We start from the raw sequence: 21,380 nt of genomic DNA, 5'->3' as shown, positions 1-21,380 counted from the left end.
TGTAAAGAAACTAATATGAAATTATTAAAATATATACTCGTAACTACTGCTGTTTTGTTTATAAGCAACAAGAGTAGTTTTGCACAACAAGTTAATACACTTTACTTTATGAATAGTGTACCACAAGCTATTCAATACAACCCTGCAAAAAAGTCTGAATATAAATGGTCTGTATCTTTTCCAGTTACTAATATTTCTGCAACTGTGTATAACCAATTTAATTATAACGATGTAACTTATCAGGAGAATAACAAAACGTACCTTGATATTGATGGTTTTTTAAATAAGCTGGATAAAACAAACGAGCAGTATTCTTCTATATCATCAGAACTGTTTGGTATTTATTTTCAGAAAGATAGATTTGGTGTTAACCTTACAGCAAATGTATCTACTTATGAACACCTTACTTATTCTAAAGAATTATTCAGTACCATTTTAAGAGGACCTGCTCAAGAGGGGACTTTAGGTAAAACTCAAGACTTCAGTTCTATTGCGAATGTGTATGCATTCTACGATGTTTCTTTAGGTGGTAACTATAAAGTAAATGATAAACTTGTAGTGGGTGCTAGAATGAAATTAATGTTTGGAACTTACAACGTTAAAGCACAAATTAACGGTTCTTTATTACAAGGTGAAGGAGCAAACATGCCAATAACAATTTCTGGAGATGTTGATATAGATGCAAATGGACTTGGAAATATTGTTGATGCTGACGGACAGATTGAGATTGATGATGAAGAGCCTTTAAATTCACTTTCAGAATTTTCTAATGTTGGTTTTGCTGTAGATTTAGGTGCAGTTTATCAGTACGATGAAAAGTTAACTTTTGAAGCCTCTGTAAGAAACTTAGGTGCTATTTTTTGGCAAGATGATAGAAAGTACAGTTATAATGCTTCTTTGGCAGATCTTTCGTATTCAGGAATGGACCCATCTGACATCTTAAATGGTGAAACTGATGATAGTTTTCCTACATTCTCAGATTCGTTAGTTTTTAAGCCAACTGATGGATCAGATAGCAAAAATACAACTTTGCCAACTACAATAAACTTGGCAGCTACTTACGAGGTTTGGGAACACTCTACAGCAGGTGCATTATTCTCGCAAACATTTTATGAAGGAGAATATTATCCATCTTTAACTTTATCTATTGATAAGCAATTTGGTAAGTTCTTTGGCTTGGGATTAAGCTATACAATGGACAAGGGTAGTTATGCAAATGTAGGAGCATTGGTTTCTTTTGGTTTTCCTGGTTTTCAAATGTATGTTGTTTCAGACAACTTACTTACAGCAGGTTTACAATGGGATAAAGCAAAGACAGCAAATATGCGTTTTGGTGTTAATTTACCTTTTGGTAAAGTAGAAAATAAAGATGCTATTGATAGAAAATTAGAAAAGAGATTAAACTAATTTTTAATCAATACTTATATAGTAAAGGCTATTACAAGAATACACTCTTGTAATAGCCTTTTGTTTTTTTATAGGAGTTGTGGCAATACTGTTTGAATAACTTTTCTCTCTTTTTTATCAATTCCCCATAAATATCCATCAGTATCTAAATAGATACCTTGCCCTCTTATTTCTGTAGAAATTGTCGCTTCATGGATTAACTCACTTCCCATTTTTGGAAAAGACAGAATGTACAATTCTTTAAAATGATGATGTGTACAGAGCAGTCTTCCATCTTCTAATAGGATTCCTCCAGAGATACTGTAAGGTGAAACTTTTTCAACTAATTCTTTTGGGAGAACCCAACCCGCAACTCTTCTCCATTCTTTATCATATTTAATTAATTGAGTCCATGATACATCTCTATTTTTCTGTTTTTTACCTTCATTATTATAATGTGCAAACATGACATAGTAGAAATCATCTTGCTCTACAATCCAAGTGCAAGACCCATTCTCAATACCAAAACTATGGGTTCCAATATGTTCTAAGGTAGTTGTGTTCCAAATTTCTATTGAGCTGTGCATTGGTATTTGAGGGTAGTTAGAATGTGCACAATACAGTAAAGAGTCTTTTATAAAACCACTATTTAAATGGTGTAATCTATCATCAGACCAACTTTTAATTTCTAAGCCCTCTTCTCTGTCTCTTTTAATAATAGTGGTATTATCAATCACATAAAAGAAACTACTATCGGCACATACTGCTTGTCTTGCATGCGGAGCATCAAATATTTTAACTGTTGAGGTAGACTGTGCAACTAAATCATTTATTGCAACAGTAATTAGAATTAATGATAAGAAGAATTTCATATTTGATAAGGGATTATAATTCAAACTTTAAACCTACTGTAACTGTTGGCCCGTATTGTTCTGTTTGATGAAGTATTGGTTGATCAATTGGGTTACCGTATGTTTCTATTTCCATTTGATTAGTAAGGTTATTCATTTGTGTAAAGACAGTAAAGGCAGAGTTAATTTGGTAACTCGCTGATAAGTCTAAATGAAACTGAGAATTAAAATAAACATCTCGGTCTTCTCTATCTGCCACACTAATTAGTAATGGCCCTCTGTAGTTACCGGCAAGGGCAATCATAAATCCATTTTTAGGATTATCGTATGTTAATATCACATTGGCCATATCTCTTGGGCTGTTTCCCATTACAACTGTTCTCCCATCTTCTAACTCTTGTTCTGAGAGTGTGAAAGTATAGTTAGCCATAATGTTTACCCATTTAAGCATTGGGATATTTAAGTCTTTTAAGTTTTTATTATAAGCTACTTCAAATCCATATAAATGAGAACTACCACCATTTTCTGGCTTAGAAATTTCCCAAAGTTGCCCGTTTCTTTCCTCTATGTTTTTTGAAGTATAAATCTGATTTTCTAAGAATTTTGCAAACATGCCAAAAGTAAAATACCCCATGTTTGAAGTGTAATGCTCAAAAATAAAATCGAAATTAGTAGATGTCACAGGCTTTAAATCTGGATTACTTAAACCAATTGTATAATTCTCATCGTCTATCACCTCTCTTGGTATTAAAGATGTAAAAGAGGGTCTACTTAAACCTTGTGCAACAGCTGCTTTTAAAGATGTTCTCTCATCAAATCTATAAACTGCATTTATAGAAGGAAGCACATTTATATAATCAGAGTTATCAGATAAAGTACGAATGTAATCACCATTGTCTTCGTTGTATTCATCAAAACTATAGCCATTTTTTGTGTGTTCCACCCTAGCACCAATTAAAGTATTGAACTTTGATGTCCATTGTAAATCAGCCATTAAATAAGCAGCATTTATCATCTCGTCTGCTTGGTAATTTTGATTTCTAATACTATAAACTTCCGTAGGAGCATCTAAAGGTAGGTTACTATATTCATTATCAGTAAACCTTAAATCCCTTCTGTAGAACGACCCTGTTTGTAAATAAATTGGGGCGTTGTTTTGTTGCATATATCTGCTTGCCGTATTGGTTTTGTCTTTATGCCAAAGCTTATACCCAGAAGATAAGGTAGATTGTTCTCCTAAAAATTTAAAAGGTAAAGAGGCATTAATCACAAAAGAGTTATCAATTTCTCTGTTCTCTTTGGTATCTAAACGTACAGGTTTATCCATTTCGAGTAAATTATCAGGGTCAATTTTCATTGTTCCATCTAACCCCCAAGGGTCCATGCCATTTATATTGTCTACACCAACATTTCTTGTAAAGTAATATTGAGTTCCATCGGGTTCATCAACGGTAGTAACAATATGAGTAGCTTTATAATCTAAAGTGATACCATTTTTAAAAGTATGGTCTCCACCAATACCATACATATCCATTACTGTTCGTTTTGCTCGGGTTTGTGTTTCTCGATCTTCAGAAAAATCACTTATAGAAGCATCTGGAGTAGTATCATCATATTTGAAATTAAAATTGGTTCTACCTCTTCTTCTGTCATCATTAAAATAGTTAGAATTATAAGATGCTCTAATAGTATGGTTTTGATTAAACTTATAGTCCATCCCTACATTATATCCGTAACGTACTCTTCTAACATCGTAATCATTCCAACGTTTTCTTGTAAGTTGATCGTCATCATTTAATGTATATTCTGCCAATACGGTACCTCTATTTGTTTGGTAATAACTACCTGTAGCAAATACGCCAAGTTTATCATTAAAGAAGCGGTTACCTATGTATAAACTATGGTTTTGTTGGCCTAATCCCCAACCATCGTTAAAAGGATCTGCATGGAAGTTTTTACCGCCACTTGTTACCCCTTTAATAGATAATTCTGAAGGAGCATCTTTTAAAGAAAAGTTGACAGCACCACCAATTGCACCACCATCCATATCTGGTGTTAGTGTTTTCTTTATTTCTATAGATTCCATGATATCTGCTGACATAAAATCTAAAGCGGCACCTCTGCTTTCTTCTCCGCCGGGCATTGGCGTTCCATTCATTTGTACTTGATTGTACTCCGATGCCATACCTCTAATCTGAATATTTTGGCCTTCTCCTCTGTTTCTCACAATAGAAATACCAGGTATTCTTTGTAATGCTTCTGCACCATTTCTATCGGGCATTGTAGAAAACTGTTCTGACGATACAATATTTTTAATACCAATGGCATTTTTTTGTTCGTTTAAAGATTTAGCCTGTCCTTTTGTATACTCACCATAGACGGTTACGCCATCCAATTCTGTAATGTCTGATTGCATTTTTATCTGCAATTTAAAGGTGGGAGACTGTAATGAAATTGACACATTCTCTTTATCAAACCCTAAGTAATAGGCCGAGATAATATACTCTCCATACGGAACATTTTTAATAGAGTAGTAACCGTCAGCATCAGTTACTACACCAAAGGCTGTGTTCTCTAAGGTAACCTGTGCATAAGGTAATGCATCGCCAGAAGGGTCTGTTACCTTCCCTTCAATACTACCATTATTTTGAGCGTAATGTGTAAGGGGTATTCCGCACAAGAATACCATAATAATTAGGTAATAAACTGATTTCATAATTGGTTGAAAGTTTTAAAAATTGGTTTTAATCTTTAGATAAGATTAATGCTTTTGTTTGTTATTTTACGCTGCAAAAGTAGAGGTTGAATGTTACTTTAATTTGAATGAACGATTACAGTTGTATATTTTTTTAGTAAGAGTGTTTTAGAATTTAATGTGTGTATTTTTTAATATTTAGTATTTTTATTCTGTAAATTTTGATTATACATCTCAAAAGTTTTTAAAAATACACTGTGAGTTTTGTTGTTGATTAAACAAAGGTTAATCTTAAACAGGTTAATGATTTGTTCATAAAAAAATCCACTACCGAAAATTCGATAGTGGATAGTCATCTAAATAAAGTCGAGAACTTTTATTAGTTACAATATTCGAGCACAGCCTCTCGGATGTGTGTAAAAGTTTCTTCTAGCAATTCCTCATTTTCTTCTAGTAATGTAACTCTAAATCCTTGGAGTTCAGAACAGAATGATGAAATTGGTACTACACATACTCCTTTTGATGCCAGTAAATAATATACAAAGCGTTTATCAAGAGGCATATCTTCTTCTATCCATGTAGAAAGCATTTCTGCAACTTCAGGATTATTAATTTGTAATTTTTGCCCTTCTTTTAATACCCCTTTTTTAAAGATGATAGTATTGTAAAAGGCACCGTATGTTTTATTAAACGTAAGCTGAGGTAAATCGCCTAATAAATTAGCAATTATTTCAGCTCTACGGCCAATTGCTTTGTTGGCTTCTTCTCTATAAGGTAAGTAACGCTTATCAGACATAATTCTTGGAATTGCCATTTGTGGCAACTTTGTAGAACATACCTCAATCATTTTAGCATTATCTAGCGTCTGACATAGTGCATCAAATTGAATATCATTTTTTCTATTATAATATTCCATCCACCCACATCTTGAACCCGGCCAAGGAAACTCTTTAGAGATACCTTTAAGTGCAATTCCAGGAACATCATCAATGTATTCTGCCAACATATGAGCTTTAGCACCATTGTAAGTTACATTAGAGTAGATTTCATCCGATACTAAAAACAGATTAAATTCTTTTGCTATTTCTACAAAGCGTTCTAAAATTTCTGTAGGATAAACCATACCAGTAGGGTTATCAGGATTGATAATCAAGATGCCTACAATGTTTGGATTATATTTTATCTGAAGATACAAATCGTCCATATCTGGATACCAATGGTTTTCCGGATCGAGTTTGTATGTTAATGGCGTAGTGTTGGCGTGGGCGGCTTCTGCAGATGAGTGTGTAGAATAAGCAGGAGAGGGGCCAATTATTCTAGATGTTGGTAATAAAAATTGATACAACTTAGAAATTGCATCTCCTAATCCATTAAAGAAAAGAATATCTTCTGCAGTAATCTGAGTACCATTTAAAGCATTCGTTTTATCTGCAAGGAATTCTCTTGTTTCTAGAACGCCTTTAGAATGACAATAGCCAAAAGAGCCATTTTCATTTAGAAGACCGGCAATAATATCACGCATCCATTTAGGCATCTCTGCATTTTTTTGGATCGGATCACCGATGTTCTCCCAATAAATTTTCTGACCTAACGTTTTCAGTTTATCAGCTTTTTTTACAATACCACGGATTTCATAGCTAAGTTCATTAGCACCGTCTCTTAGTAATTTTTGTCTCATCGCTCACTAAATAGACTATACAAGTCACGCCCATGCTTGTATAGACAGTTGATAATTAAATATTCTTCAAAATTGGGTAGGGATTATGAGAATATCAAAAGTATTTCCTTAAAAATGCAAAATTGCCACTAATTAAGTCGAATCTCTTCACTTCCTATAATTTCAGGAGTTTGTTCTCTGTTATTTAAACGTCTAGCCATATAAGTAACATTATCGGTTAAATAGGCTTTCATTTCTTTTACATCAACAATACCATCATTATTTTTATCTGCCGCTCCTTGTATTCCTTTTAAGTAATAATAAGTAAATAGAGAATGGTACTTCTCGTTGTACCAAGAAGAAACTTGCTCTGATGCTGCAGATGTTAAAACAACTGCATTTTCATCTTTTAAAACTTTATTTTCTGTCTTAATAAAAACAGGCGATATACTTTTTAATAACATTCCGCCTTCAGAGGCACCACTAAAACAAGCATCAATAATTACTGTCAGGTTTTTGTAGGGTACAGCGCCAAGGTTCTCATAAAATGTAGCTAGAGAGTACCCATTAAATTGTATTAAAGAGGGGTCTGTATCTACAGGTACAAAATAGCCTTTATTTGTTTCTGGATTGGGAGCGCCATGCCCAGAATAGAAAATATAAACATCAGAAACATTTGGCTTTACATAATTGTAAAGTTTACCTTTTGGATTGCCATTAATACCAAATATTGCATTAAAATCTGCTTGTGTAGCATCTTCTTTAAAAATGATATTCCCTTCTTTAAATCCTAAAGTAGAGATAAGGTATTGTTTTACAATTAGGGCATCATTAATGGCATATTTTACTTCAGGAACATCTGCATTTCTATACGTTCTGTTACCAATTACTACTGCCACAGCGTTTTCATTTACTCTTGTGTTTTTTGGTATATTCTGATCCACATCGCTTAGTGGAAATGTTTCTGTTACAACAGTAGCTACCTTTATTTCTTCTGCTTTACTTTCTTTTGGTTGCTTTACTGGTTTTGCATGTTTTTTTGATGCATTAGGAGGTGCAATAGAAGGTATTAATAAAGTAGATAGGTCAGTTTCTTTACCGTTTGATTTTGCCCAACTACATTCTTTAATAAAAGTATTGAAATGTGCTTCGAAAATCTCGTTAGTAAATGATTTAATATCCGAAGAATAACGCTTTGTTGATGTTTTCTTGAAAGTTACTAAGGCTTTATGCGTAGCAGCATCTTTATAAAAAAGATATAAATCCATGTAATTTCCTTTGGTAGTTTTATGGAGTTTGTAAGCTACCTCTACGTATGTGTTTTGCCACCCACCAAGTAACATTTGTCGTATCTCGTTATTGGATAGACTACAAGCATTTTTTGCTTTTATTTCTTGCATTGGTGCTTTGGTATCAATTACTCTATACGCATTGTATTTATAGACTTCTTCTATTGCAGCAATGGCCATCTTATTGTTGTAATAAAAATAATTATCACACAAAGATTCCTCTTCTGCTGTATAAGGTAATATTAGGGTTGATTTTTGACCGATACAAATACCAATTTGTAAAATGAAAAATAGAAATAGTAATATTTTTTTCATCGCTTGTAGTTTAAATTTGCTCACAAATTACAAATCAAATACCTAGTCTGTATAAATAATCTGAAAATTCTTCTGTTTACTGACTATTATAAATAAATATAAATTGTATTTTTGACATAGAAATCACCCATATTCACTCTTTAAAATACATCACGCTAAAAAATGGTCAATCACGATAAAATATCCGCATTAATAAATAGTAGTAACTACATAAGTAGAGACCTTAGTTGGCTTCAATTTAATTATAGAGTATTGGCTCAAGCACAAATGTCGTCGAGAACCGTTTTCGAACGATTAAAGTTTTTAGCAATTACGGCATCCAATTTTGACGAATTTTTCATGATTAGAATTGGTTCATTATATAATTATATTGATTTTGGTAAGCGTAGGTTAGATTACTCGGGTTTACGTGAAGATCAGTTTAAAGAGAAATTATTTTTAGATATTCATGAGTTTACCAAAATGCAGTTTGAGCTTATTCAAAAAGAATTGGCTCCACAATTTGAAGACAATGGATTCAAGATTTCTAAAGTAAACGAGTTAACAAAAGAGGAACAAGATAAAGTAGAAAACTACTTTAGTAAAATGATTTTCCCGTTGTTAACGCCAATGGTTTATGATACTTACCATGCCTTCCCTGTACTAAATAACCTTCTAAGCATTTTTGGAGTTATTACACACGATAAGAGAGAAGAAACAGGAAATAGAAGAAAAATATCGTTTGTTCAGATACCAAAAACACTTCCAAAATACTATCAAATAGAAAGAGAAGATTATTGGGTATTTGTTCCTATTGAAGAAATTATAGAAGCTTATATAACGCGTTTATTTAGAAATGTTGATATAGAATCTGTTGACCTTTTTAGAATAACTAGAAATGGAGATTTTACTCTAGACGAAAGCGATGATTTAGATACTGACTTCTTAAATGAATTAAAAGCGAAACTTCGTACAAGAAAAACGGGACGAGTGGTAAGGATGGAAATAACTAAAGATCCTAACCCAATGTTGCGTGAGATTCTTATGGAACGCTTTGATTTAGATGAAGAAAATATTTTTGAATCTCCTGTACATTTAGATTTTACTCGTTTTTGGCAAATTGTTGGTCATAAAGCATTTGCTTATTTACAGCCATCTTCTCCAAACTATTCTACGCCAGTAGCATTACAATCTTTTAAAAGAGGAGATAGCGACAATATTTTTGATAGATTAAAAAAACAAGATATTCTGTTGCATCACCCATACAATAGCCCTGACACCATGTTAGAGTTATTGGAAGCTGCCGCAGACGACCCTAAAGTAATGGCGATAAAAATGACAATTTATCGTTTAGCAAAAGATTCTAGGGTAACAAAAGCATTACTTAGAGCAGTTGAAAGTGGAAAACAAGTTTCTGCTTTGTTTGAAGTGAAAGCACGTTTTGATGAAGAAAACAATTTAAATGAAGCGAAAAAATTACAAGTAGCAGGTTGCTTTGTAATTTATGGTATGTCTGCAGTAAAAACGCATACAAAGCTAATGCTTGTAGTTAGAAACGAAGGCGATAAAGTAAGACGTTATGTGCATTTAGGTAGTGGTAATTATAATGAGTCTACTGCTAAGTTATATACAGATATTGGGCTAATTACTACTAAAGAGGCTTACGGAGAAGATGTATCTGAATTTTTTAACGCCATAACAGGGCATTCTCAACCTAAGAAATACAATAAGTTATTAACGGCTCCTCGCCAAATGCGTAAAGGTTTTATACATCTTATTGAGCAAGAAGCCAAGAATGCAAAAGATGGTTTAGACTCTCGTATAGTTATAAAAGTTAACTCTCTGCAAGATGAAAAACTAATGGATTCGTTGTATTTAGCATCTCAGGCAGGGGTTAAAATAGATTTGATAATTAGAGGTATTTGCTGTATTCGCCCTGGTAGAGAAGGTTTGAGCGAAAATATTTCTGTAAAATCTATTGTTGGAGATTATTTAGAACATACTCGTTTATTCTATTTCCATAATAATGGCGATCCAATAGTTTATGGTGGTAGTGCAGATGCTATGAGCCGTTCTTTTGATAGAAGAATTGAATCTCAGTTTGAAATAGTAGACCCACTGTGTAGAAAAGAAGCAATTAATATTTTAGAGTACAACCTAAAAGATAATATGAATAGCTTTATTATGAACGAAGATGGTACTTACTCTAAAGCTAAAAGAACAGAGGGAGAAAAAGCATTTGATATCTTTAAAGAGTTTTATAATGTCTCTCAAAAATCTGTCAATAAAGCCAAACTGTTATAAAAAGAGATTTTTAAGTGGAGTATACTTTTAAACAAGTTTTACCTAAAATAGCTGCATATTGTTCGTATCAGGATAGATGTCGCCAAGAAATAGAAAATAGGTTAATAAAATGGGAATACTCCTATGAAGATTGGCCTGAAGTATTTGCTTGGCTAAAAGACAATAAATTCTGGGACGAGGAGCGATATGCAGCTTCTTTTGTTAGAGGAAAATTTAGAGGCAACAAATGGGGGAAACGAAAAATAAAGATGGCACTCTATCAAAAGGGTGTTCCTCAAGAAATAGGTAATAAAGCACTTTCAGAAATTAAAGATGAAGAATACCAAGAAGTAGCTCTAAAACTAGCAATCAAAAAAGTAGAACGTCTTAGGGAGAAAGGCGAAGAAGCTCATATAGTAAAAGGAAAGACATTACAATACCTTGCAGGAAAAGGCTTTGAATCTCAAACATGCTACAATGCTGTAGATGATGCTATTTATAGATTAGATAACGATCTTGAGGAAGAAGAATGGTAGAAATAAATTAAAACAATACAAGCATTAATATGTTTGTAAAGTGATAAAAGATGAGATTATTTATCAATAAATTTAGTAATCAATATTGACCACTGGATAAGAAAAATAAGAACTATCTCTTCTACATTGGTTTTAATAAGCCCACGACTTAAGTCATGGGCTAATGAGAATATCTTAATGAATTGAGTTTTATTCTTAATAGTTTATTTTTCTATTTGTCGGTTCCTTATTTCTATGTAAAAGGAATAGAAGAAATACACTAAAAGACATCACTGTTCATTCAAAAAAGATTAGTGTTTTACAACTATTTTCTGATTAAAAGACTTTCCTTCAGCTTCACCTTTGATGTAATAAATACCATTTGGTAATGTAGAAACATCAAAACTTGTTGCTTTACTATAGTCTTTAATTTCCATACCAGCACTGTTAATTAGATGTATGCTATCCACTATTTTATTTATTTGGAAGCTTGCTTTTGCGGGGTTAGGATAAACTATAATTTCTTGGGGTAATCCACCTTCAACAGATGTAATTTCAGCTTCAACTAGCTTAGCATAAAGGGTATAGTCTTGAGGTAATGCTGTTTCTATTACTTCAATTTTACTGTTTTCTTGGAAATCGGATGTTGTAAACCAACCTTCAAATGTATAGTTTTCTTTATCTACACCTACCAATGTGATGTTTTCATCATTAATAGTAAATGATGTAACCCCTGTATAGCTATCATCCACTCCGTTGTATGAAATTGTAAATTCTTGGAGTGTCCATTTTGCATAAACAGAAAGATTACCCGTACTACCTTTTGGTAGAGAAGTAATAGGTTGCGTTAATTCTACATCAGTAAACCAACCGGCAAAAGTATAGCCCAAACTATCTGTTGGATTTTTAAATGTGATTGTTTCACTTTCTATAGTAAAAGTAAAAGGATTAGTATGTATTCCTTCGTTTGGGTAATTGATGGTATAGTCTATAATTGTTTCCTTACCATACAATGTTGTATCTCCAAATGATCCGGTTGTAATTTCTGAAACTAAAGTATCATAATTGATAGATGTAAACCATTCTACTTTATAACCATCTCTGTCACCTTCATTTGACAACTCTATAGTAGGGGTTTCTATTGTATATTCTGAAGGATTATTATGTGCTGCAAATCCCCCTTCATAAGTTAACGTGTAATCGGATGGTGTCCATTTCCCATATATTGTTTTTCCTTCGACATTTTCTAAAGTAATTTCTACTGGTGTTTCGTAAGTAACATCTATGTACCAACCGTCAAAAGGTTCATAACCTTCGGCAGTTAATTCTCGGAATGTTCCTATCACAAAAATAGATAAACTCATAGGGAATTTAATTGTAGAAATATTTGAATTATATCTAAACGATCTAGTCCCAATATACTCTATACCTTCCGGAAAGATTAATTCTCCTGAAATGTTATTATTATAAAAAGCATAATCACCAATAGTTATTATTTTTTTTTGGAAAATCAATTCTCCTGAGATTTTATTATTTTCAAAAGCAGATATACCAATAGAAGTTAAACCATCTGGTAGTTTCAACTCTCCTGAGATTTTATTATTCATAAAAGCATAAGCTCCAATAAAAGTTAAACTTTCAGGAAAAATTACTGATGTTATTCCTTTATTCAGAAACACTCCATTTGTATAATTTTTATCCGCAATTCCCAAAACAGTCTGCCCGTCTAACACCTCAGGGATAATAATATCTCCACCAGCAGTATATGTTGTAGATTGAATATAACCATTTTCATCTACCACTACATCGTCATCAGTTAAAGTATACTGGCCATACGAGAGCGTAGGAATTAGTAGACTTAGCCATAAAAGCCAAGACATAGTTAAGCTTGTTTTCATAATGAATGTTGAAATTTTAATTAATTTTTATTGTTTGTTTTTGCTACTTATAACTTCTGTTTGGGTTGGTTTATACAGTAAAAGGATTGTGGTAATACAATTTGTTAACCACTAGTTTTAACCAAACCAAAAGAGATGAAATAGTTACATAAATTGATATAATCCGTTTATTAGAATAGATTATAGAGATTTCCGTTTTTATAATTTGATATAGTTTAGCTATTCTTCCAATTAGGTTGCCTAATTTATCTTGGATTATTTTTAGTACTAAATAAAGTGTACTAATAATGATACACACAGATAAAATATGAAAACTTAGAAGTTTCAGTTTTAGTTACTATAGCTTACAAAAAGATTAATTGATAAGATTAACCTAGTCAGAATATCAGTTTTTAGTTTTATGAAATAGTAATTTTTAATGGTTTTAAAAGAGCTGCTAAATCTTTTGAAATCGTTTGCTATACGTTTACATTTTTAAATGTTTTTTTTATTTTTGATACAACTTTATACGGGGAATTTCTTTTAGCTAAAACGGAATTTGAAATTTCATTTTCTAAAAAAAATATTAATTGTGGTAACATGATACTAATTAGTCTGTTTTTGGAATAGTCTAGTTTTTAATTATTTGCTTTTTCAAAAGTATTGAAGAAAGTTTGAAAATCAATACTATTAATTACTTTTTTTAGATTAATTATTTCAATATCTCTTTTTAGAAGCGAGGAGTGGTGTAAATTTATAGTTTAAAACTTATAGGAGGATGTAGCAATTACCAAATTACCACTCTATCATTTTCAGAACGCCACATTTTATTTCCTTTTTTTACATTAAAAGCATTATAAAAAGGAGTGAAGTTAGAAAGCGGACCATTTACCCTAAATTCTCCTGGAGAGTGGGTTTCAGTTAATAGTTTAGTTCTCATAACCTCAGCTCTTGTTTTTGAACGCCATAATGTTGCCCAAGACAAGAAGAACCTTTGTTCTGCAGTAAAACCATTAATTTTATTAGGAGGGGCTACCTCATAAGAATATTGTTGCTCAAATGTATTGTAAGCAAGAGATAAGCCACTCAAATCAGCAATATTTTCATTTAATGTAAGGTTTCCATTTACATGTACACCAGGAATTGGCTCGTATTTATTAAATTGGTCTACAAGCCTTTTAGTTCTGTCTTTAAAAGCATAATAATCTTTAGCACTCCACCAATTTTGGACCTTTCCTTCAGCATTGTATTCTCTTCCAATATTATCAAAGCCATGTGTAATTTCGTGTGCTATTACTGTGCCTATAGCACCATAATTAATGGCTATATCTGCATCAATATAAAAGAATGGAGGTTGTAAAATACCTGCAGTAATTACAAATTCATTGTATAGCGTATGGTAATAAGCATTTACAGTTTGTGGGGTAATAATCCATTTTTTAGTACTTCTATCAGTATTCGATTGGTTAATTTTTGATTTAAAATTCCAAGCATTTCCTTTCAATACATTTTTTAAATAATTGTTAGAGAGTTCTAATGCTTTATAAGAAGGGAATTTATCTGGATAGCCTACCTTTACAGTTAATGCTTTTACTTTCTTCTTTGCCATTTTTCTGGTCAAAGGGTCCATCCATTCAACTTTATCAAAATAGTTATAAGCATACTGTTTAATATTCTGGATCATTTCACCAATAATTACCTTAGAGTCTGGGTTAAAATGTTTTTCGATATACATTTCTCCAACAGCAAAACCCACACTTTTATTTGTTGCTGCTAAAACAGATTTCCATCTTGGAGGTTGTTTTAGTAAACCATCTCTCTTTTTCCCGAAATACCTAAAATCTTCTTCTACAAAAGCATAAGGTAAGTAAGGAGCCGAAAAATGAATTAGTCTCCATTTTAGATAATTCTTTATTTTAGGTAATCCATTTTTTAAAATGATAGCATCAATACTAGAAAAATAAGTAGTATTAGTAACAACAACAGTATCAGTTTCAGAGCCAATATCTTTAAGGTATTCTTTCCAGATAATAGTCTGACAAATATCTGTAAGTTCTTTTGTCGATTTAGGGTTGTAGTACTGTTTATGGTTATGGTTTTTTACGGATAAATTATATTGTTCGGCAATGTTTTCTTCTACCATATAAGCCGTTTTAGCAGTATTCAAAGCTGTTTTATCAGTATATCCAATTAATTTAAACATATTACTGATGTGCTTTACATAATCTACTCTTAAGTGAATAGAGTTTGAATCTTGTAGCGCATAAAAATCTGTATTATGAATACTGATGCCAGAAAGTTCTAAATATAAAACAAGACGTTTATTGGAGTGTAAATCTTGAAAAACGGTAGGCTTAAAGAATGGGTTTATTTGGTGTTGATGCAAAAGAGTAATTACATGTTGTAGGTCAAAATACGTTTCTATACCTTCAATTTTTTCTAAAAGAGCAAGTAAATAGTCTTTACCTTTTTGTTCAATTTGTGCAGAGTCCATCCCCACATGAAAGAACTTTATGGCTTTTTCTTGGTTAGATCCCTTTGTGTATGTACTAGAATTATAACCTGTTTCAAGAAGGTTTTTGAGTAATAAATTATTTCTTAACCTTAAAGAGGTATAATTTCCCCAACTACCTCTGTCTTTAGGGATATCAGCATTTTTTAGCCACCCACCATTTGCATAAAGATAAAAATTGTCTTGAGGAGCAACCGTACTATCTAAGTCATAAAGCTTAATAGGATCTTCAGAAGATACATTTTGTTCTTGTTGTTTATCACAACTTACCAATAAAGTAAAAGCTAAAAATAATAGACAGTGTATCTTCTTTTTCATAGTACAGTATTTCAGGACAAAGGAATAATGGTATTCCATTTCTTTTAGATCAATACTATAAAATTACATCAATTAACCTGCCTTACAAAACTAGACTAAGTGTTTTACGGTAGAACCACTCACCAATAGCCCTAGCACAGTCTCTTGCAGTACCAAAAGAATCAACGGTTATATCTCTTAAATCATTAGATGCTTGCATAGTAAATACCTTTTGATTCACGTAGTAAGAAATGTACATAGTAAGGTGTTTTCCTTCTACGGCCAATTCTATAAAGCCATCTAATTTATTACCATTAGAAAACATTTTAGTAAAATCGGTTTGTATCCCTTGTTCAAATAAAAGTTCTTCTAGTAAATATAAATTTTGTTGTTGGATAATGGCAGAGTTCCTAATCTTCATCATCCATTTTTGTAAATTCTCGGTAATTACGTCAGCCTGTTCAGACTCTCCAAGTTCCTGTTGATGATGTTTTAGTAAATAATGATACTTTTCTTCTTGATGGTCAAATTCATAATTTACGGTAATTTGATGAAACCAAGGAGATTCCCACTCTAAATATAAAGGAGAAGGGATAACACTAGAAACATCAAAAGTATTGTGCCATATATTATAGAAGAAAGCCTCGTTTTGAATAAGTTCTAATTTGTTATCACTTAGTTTATTACTAGCAATAACAATATCATTTAGCTTGGAACGAAGAATGGTATTATGAGATTTGTTCATGTCGAACTTATCCCATTTGTGCCATTTAAAATCATCCCAAGAATAATAGAAAAGACTATCTAATCTTTTTTTGTAATCAAATACAGAGTCCTCATCAAGAACATAGCCAGGGTAATAAAACTTTTTATTAGACATTTGGGCATACTCTATTTCAAAAAGCATACTTGTAATACCTAAACTTTGCTTGCTATATTCTGGGTCAAAAAGAGCAAGAATACTACAAATAGCTTCTTCTCCAATGTCTATAAAAGAAATTGCAGCTAAGTGTTCGCCATCAAGAATTTGTAATTCCCATGTTTCGAAAGGAGAATCTTCATTTCCTTCTTCAAGAAAATAATTTTTTAATGATGTAGGAGAATTAGGAGACTGAAACCTGCCTTTGTGTTCTGCATACATCTTCTCTTTTTCTGGAGTAATATCTAAAGGCTGTATTTTAACAGTAAAATCTTTATTCTTTCGAATTAGTTTCCTTTGATTTTTAGAGAATTTGAAGTTTTTCAATTCAACACGAATGGGCACAATAGAATAGACATGATCTCTAAAATAAATCATCTCATACCTAGACATCATTGGTCCATCTCTAAACCAAGCCTCTGATAAGTACTCATCTAATGTGTTTCCTGTACAGTCTACAGGCATAAAATAATCAAAAGTCATCGCCATTATGCCACTTCACGTTACTTCTACTCCCAAATAATAAATGAAATACGTACTTTTGCACCTTGATTGCAAAAAGTAATGCGTTTGATACTTCAAATACGGAGTAATTTAACGAATATATAAAATCTGAGTGAGATAATTGTGGAACTGATCAAGCAAAAAATAGGAGTTATTGGAGGAAGCCAAGGTTTAGGTAGTTGGGTAGTGAAATATTTTCGCGCTCAAGGTATAGAAACACGCTTCTCTTCTAATGATGAAAAAAGTGAATTTGAATCAAATATTCAGTTAGCTGATTGGGCTGATATTGTGGTACTTGCAGTGCCTATTTCAGCCATGTCTAATGTGATGGAAGAAGTGTTCCCGGCATTAGATGATAAGTATCTGATAGAGGTCTGTTCAGTGAAAAAATTTGTTGTAGAAAAATATCAATCTTTACGACAAATTTATTCTGAGGTATTGCCAAAATATTGTTCTATTCACCCAATGTTTAGTCCACAGATCAAAAGCTTTGACGGAAACGTAGTCTTGTTTAATTACAATGATGGAGCCGATGATTTAGAAAAAGCCTTGAAAAACCTTTTTATTCAGGATAAAGGAGTTGTTAAAGATGTTGAATACATAAAGCACGATAAGCTGATGGGACTCGTTCAAGGGCTAAATCACTTTAATGTTTTTGTTTCTGCAAAGACAATGGCTCGTTATAACGAAGATTTTGAAGATATTAAGAGTGTTGCATCACCTCCATATCGTATCTTTATCGTTTTCTATACTAGATATGTAATGCAGAACCCTATGTTGTATGCAGATATTCAAATGCGCAATGAATATGTATATGAAGTTGTTCGCATTTTTAGAGACGAAATGAATAAATTATTTGATATCATTCAAACAAGAGATAGAGATTTATTCATGGATTACATCACAGAAATGCAAGGGTTCTTTGATCAAAACAGACAAGATATAGAAGTTTCTTCTCACTTAATGCAAAAATTGAGTCAGAAACTTGGAGATTTGTAGAACAACTCTATTTGTCAAATAGTTAGAACAATAGAATAAAGGGTTTAACTCGATGTGTGTGTTATTACACAGAAATAATTATCATGGAAGAGTACAGTCAAGGATTAGAATTAATAAAATCGGGTGAGTATACCGAAGCCGTTGCTTACTTTAATGCAGTTATTGCAAATAATAATAAAAATGTAGGTGCTTTTTATCATAGATCTGTAGCACGTTACAAAATGAAGGCTTTTGATGGTGCAATTGGGGATATTAATAAAGCAATAGACCTTAACCCATTAAATGCCGACTTCTTTTCGCACCGTGGTGTTGTGTTGCACATGCAAGGCAATTCTAAACGTGCCTTGTTAGACTTTGATAAAGCACAGAAATTAGAACCTGAAAATCCTTTTAGGTATTCTAGTAGAGCTTTTATTAAAGCAAACATGAAAGATGTTGATGGTGCAATTGAAGATTATAGAAAGGCAATTGAACTCGATCCTGATGATGCTATTGCACATAATAACTTAGGTATTATACAAGAGCAAAGAGGGGCGTGGGATAAAGCACAAGAGCATTATAAAAAATCTAATGAACTTGTTGGTTACGAAGGTATTAATACCGATAAACAAGAAGTAACTGAATTATTAGACGATTGGAAAAAAGAAAAAGCTGCTCAGGAAGAAAAGCAACGTCAAATAATTCAGGAAAAAGCCGCTTTAGCACAAGCAAAGGCAGAGCAACATAATGTTAAAGGTGGATATTGGAGTATTGTAAAAAGTGTTTTTACAGATAAATCAATGTTTTCTGAGTTCATAGCTTTTATAAAAAATGGTTTTAAGCTTCCAAAACAGGAAGATTAAGTACATTAAATCATATTAATTTGATAATTCATTGAATTGAAATAAGAATTAATGCTACTTTTTAGTAAAAGTTCAGGTGTGTTTTTATTAGTTGATAGGTTTATTCTATATTAGATAGCGTTGTATGTTATGAGAATGTATTAAACGCTAATTATAAGAAAAGAAACTAGTATTGATAGCTAACGGTAATTACCGAAATCCCTTTTAAAGCACTATTAAACCACACTTGATGATCAAAAAAGATGAGCGGAACGAGCAATTTGAACAAGAATAAAGTTAATATTCAAAATACTAATATAATGTCTGGGGAAGAATCCTTACAAAATCAACTTGATAACGAAAAAGATGATAATAATTTTGGCTACTACAGGCCAGAAGATTTTAATTTATCAGAAGAAGATCTTAGATCTGAAGCAGAATTTGATGAATTAAGAATAGAAGTTGATCCTAAACAGACAGCATTACGTATAGATAAATTTTTGGTAGATAGAATACCAAATTTATCAAGAAATAGAATACAAGAAGGACTAAAACAAGGTCACTTTCTTGTAAACGGCCTACCTAGTAAACCAAATTACAAAGTGGCAGCAGGAGATGTGGTAATGGTATTTATGCCTAAACCAAGATCTACCGAACTAGAAGCACAAAACATACCATTGGATATTGTTTTTGAAGATGATGACCTAATGATTATCAATAAAAAACCAGGCATGGTAGTACATCCAGGTTTTAATAATACATCAGGTACTTTGGTAAATGCACTTGTGTATCATTTTCAAGATTTACCTACTTCTTTTAATGGTAGTGATAAGCCAGGGTTAGTTCATAGAATTGACAAAGATACTTCTGGTTTATTGGTGATTGCTAAAACAGAACATGCATTAACGCATCTTTCTAAGCAATTTTATGATCACACGATAGAAAGAACTTATAATGCCATTGTTTGGGGTGTTTTTGATGAGGAAGAAGAAGGTACTGTACGCTCTATGATTGGACGTTCTGATAGTGACAGAAGAGTTTATACAGTTTTAGAAGATGGTGCTACCCGAGGTAAACATGCAATTACACACTATAAAGTACTAAAGAATTTAAGGTATGTATCTTTAGTAGAGTGTAAACTAGAAACTGGAAGAACGCACCAAATTCGTGTTCACATGAAACACCTTGGTCACCCGTTATTCTCCGATGCTATGTACGGTGGTGATAAGATTCTAAAAGGTGTTAGTACTGGAAAGTATAAAACATTTGTAGAAAATAATTTCAAAATCTGCCATAGACAAGCACTTCATGCTAGATCATTGGGTTTTGAACACCCAGTTACAAAAAAATGGATGCAGTTTAATTCTGAAATCCCACAGGATATGAAAGAGCTTTTAAGACGTTGGGAAGATTTCTTGCGTTTTGGATAACAATAGCGTAAAATCTATTGTTATTAAATACAAAAACAGCCACTCATTGGTTAAATGGGTGGCTGTTTTTTTTATATCATTTTGAATGCTTACAAATCAAATGCTTGCATTTCTTGCTCTGTATATTTGTGAGATTCCGATACATTACTTTTTATTTCGTCAATTATAAAAGTAATTTCATCGGCTTCTAAAGCTCCTGCTTTCCAAAACAGTACTTTTCCATCTGCATCAACTAAAAGTATTGCAAAACTATTGTTACAATCTCCTGTATTCCATGCTTCTTGCACTAAACTTTTTGGATCTGTTAAAATCAAAGCGTCTGCTTCTTGCTTAGAACGCTTACGCACCATTCTTGTCATAAAACGAATTACAGAATTTGGATAGGGAGAGTCTGCTAAGTTGACAATACCATAAGCCATGTATTCTTCTTCAGGAAATTTCCATCTTTTAATTTCATCAACAAAAACATCGTTTTGAGAAGGGCTGTCCGGATCAGGATAAAATATTAATGTTACTTTTTCTCCAATGCCTGGAGTTACAGCTGGTTTATTGTGAAGGTCTCTAATATCAACTTTCTCAATTTTATCACCTCTTTGTAAAGTGTGTTTTTCTTGAGCTATAACAGCTGATGAAATAAACAATGAAAATAAAATGCTTAGAGAAAAATTGATAGTGATCTTCATAAAGTTAAATTTTTTATAGTGTATTTAAGTAACGACGCTACTTATTATATAGTTAGATTTATTTAAAATTATTTAAAAATAAAAAAGCCTTCATCTTAAAATGAAGGCTCTTAAAATATAGTACATGAAGGTTATTCAATCTCCCCTTCATTTTTTAACTTCTTGTCATATACATTTCTATTTAAGAACTCATTCAACTGATCTACGGTATAGGAACTTTCAATTTCTCCAGAGCTATTGATTTTAATATCAAAGCCCTCAAGCTCACTGTTCACTTTTGGCTTTGATTCTGTACGTTGAAAACCGTAGCGTGCTTTTAAAGATCTGGTCATAATAGTAAAAATTAGGTTATTGTTATTTAAACTCTA

Annotated in this window: 15 protein-coding genes; 6 read left to right on the top strand and 9 right to left on the bottom strand. The window is 32.2% G+C overall.

The genetic code is table 11. The annotated features are described in order from the left end of the window. Positions 1–15 precede the first annotated feature (15 nt). A complete protein-coding gene (locus tag KM029_RS07010; protein ID WP_144072594.1) occupies positions 16–1,407 on the top strand; it encodes a DUF5723 family protein in 1,392 nt (463 codons plus the stop codon). Between the two features lie 68 nt (positions 1,408–1,475). Here KM029_RS07010 and KM029_RS07005 read toward each other — a convergent pair whose 3' ends face one another. From KM029_RS07005 to KM029_RS06990, 4 genes are all read right to left on the bottom strand, one after another. Continuing rightward, positions 1,476–2,258 carry a hypothetical protein gene (locus KM029_RS07005; RefSeq protein ID WP_144072593.1) on the bottom strand — a complete coding sequence of 261 codons (783 nt, stop codon included), beginning with the start codon at positions 2,256–2,258 and terminating at the stop codon, positions 1,476–1,478. Positions 2,259–2,271: 13 nt separating this feature from the next. Then, positions 2,272–4,953, bottom strand: a complete 2,682-nt coding sequence (locus KM029_RS07000; RefSeq protein ID WP_144072592.1) for a TonB-dependent receptor — start codon at positions 4,951–4,953, stop codon at positions 2,272–2,274. A 358-nt stretch (positions 4,954–5,311) separates the two neighbouring features. After that, positions 5,312–6,610 (bottom strand): pyridoxal phosphate-dependent aminotransferase, encoded by a 1,299-nt coding sequence (locus KM029_RS06995; protein WP_144072591.1) that lies wholly within the window; start codon positions 6,608–6,610, stop codon positions 5,312–5,314. Between the two features lie 128 nt (positions 6,611–6,738). After that, entirely contained in the window at positions 6,739–8,193 is a 1,455-nt protein-coding gene (locus KM029_RS06990; protein ID WP_144072590.1) for a caspase family protein, read from the bottom strand. A gap of 162 nt (positions 8,194–8,355) precedes the next feature. On the opposite strand from KM029_RS06990, the gene ppk1 reads away from it, so the two are divergent. Both ppk1 and KM029_RS06980 read left to right on the top strand, forming a co-directional pair. Beyond that, positions 8,356–10,476, top strand: coding sequence for a polyphosphate kinase 1 (ppk1, locus tag KM029_RS06985; RefSeq protein ID WP_144072589.1), 2,121 nt, complete (start codon positions 8,356–8,358; stop codon positions 10,474–10,476). A 14-nt stretch (positions 10,477–10,490) separates the two neighbouring features. Then, positions 10,491–10,991 (top strand): regulatory protein RecX, encoded by a 501-nt coding sequence (locus KM029_RS06980; RefSeq protein WP_144072588.1) that lies wholly within the window; start codon positions 10,491–10,493, stop codon positions 10,989–10,991. A 290-nt stretch (positions 10,992–11,281) separates the two neighbouring features. Here KM029_RS06980 and KM029_RS06975 read toward each other — a convergent pair whose 3' ends face one another. From KM029_RS06975 to KM029_RS06965, 3 genes are all read right to left on the bottom strand, one after another. Beyond that, positions 11,282–12,868, bottom strand: a complete 1,587-nt coding sequence (locus KM029_RS06975; RefSeq protein WP_144072587.1) for a leucine-rich repeat protein — start codon at positions 12,866–12,868, stop codon at positions 11,282–11,284. Between the two features lie 766 nt (positions 12,869–13,634). Next, complete coding sequence (locus KM029_RS06970) at positions 13,635–15,677, bottom strand: M13 family metallopeptidase (protein ID WP_158630986.1); 2,043 nt, start codon at positions 15,675–15,677, stop codon at positions 13,635–13,637. 82 nt (positions 15,678–15,759) lie between these two features. Next, positions 15,760–17,058: a hypothetical protein gene (locus tag KM029_RS06965; RefSeq protein WP_158630985.1), complete on the bottom strand. Its 1,299-nt coding sequence runs from the start codon at positions 17,056–17,058 to the stop codon at positions 15,760–15,762. 144 nt (positions 17,059–17,202) lie between these two features. On the opposite strand from KM029_RS06965, the gene KM029_RS06960 reads away from it, so the two are divergent. From KM029_RS06960 to KM029_RS06950, 3 genes are all read left to right on the top strand, one after another. After that, positions 17,203–18,078, top strand: a complete 876-nt coding sequence (locus tag KM029_RS06960) for a prephenate dehydrogenase/arogenate dehydrogenase family protein (RefSeq protein WP_158630984.1) — start codon at positions 17,203–17,205, stop codon at positions 18,076–18,078. Between the two features lie 83 nt (positions 18,079–18,161). Beyond that, entirely contained in the window at positions 18,162–18,920 is a 759-nt protein-coding gene (locus KM029_RS06955) for a tetratricopeptide repeat protein (protein WP_144072583.1), read from the top strand. 299 nt (positions 18,921–19,219) lie between these two features. After that, positions 19,220–20,329, top strand: a complete 1,110-nt coding sequence (locus tag KM029_RS06950; RefSeq protein WP_144072582.1) for an RluA family pseudouridine synthase — start codon at positions 19,220–19,222, stop codon at positions 20,327–20,329. An 89-nt stretch (positions 20,330–20,418) separates the two neighbouring features. Here KM029_RS06950 and KM029_RS06945 read toward each other — a convergent pair whose 3' ends face one another. Together KM029_RS06945 and KM029_RS06940 are read right to left on the bottom strand one after the other, a co-directional pair. Then, complete coding sequence (locus KM029_RS06945; RefSeq protein WP_144072581.1) at positions 20,419–21,012, bottom strand: YtfJ family protein; 594 nt, start codon at positions 21,010–21,012, stop codon at positions 20,419–20,421. Positions 21,013–21,143: 131 nt separating this feature from the next. Beyond that, positions 21,144–21,344, bottom strand: a complete 201-nt coding sequence (locus KM029_RS06940) for a hypothetical protein (protein ID WP_144072580.1) — start codon at positions 21,342–21,344, stop codon at positions 21,144–21,146. Positions 21,345–21,380: the final 36 nt, after the last annotated feature.

This window comes from Flammeovirga kamogawensis, from assembly GCF_018736065.1.
Classification (GTDB): Bacteria; Bacteroidota; Bacteroidia; order Cytophagales; family Flammeovirgaceae; genus Flammeovirga; species Flammeovirga kamogawensis.
This window is presented reverse-complemented; position numbering and strand designations above follow the sequence as displayed.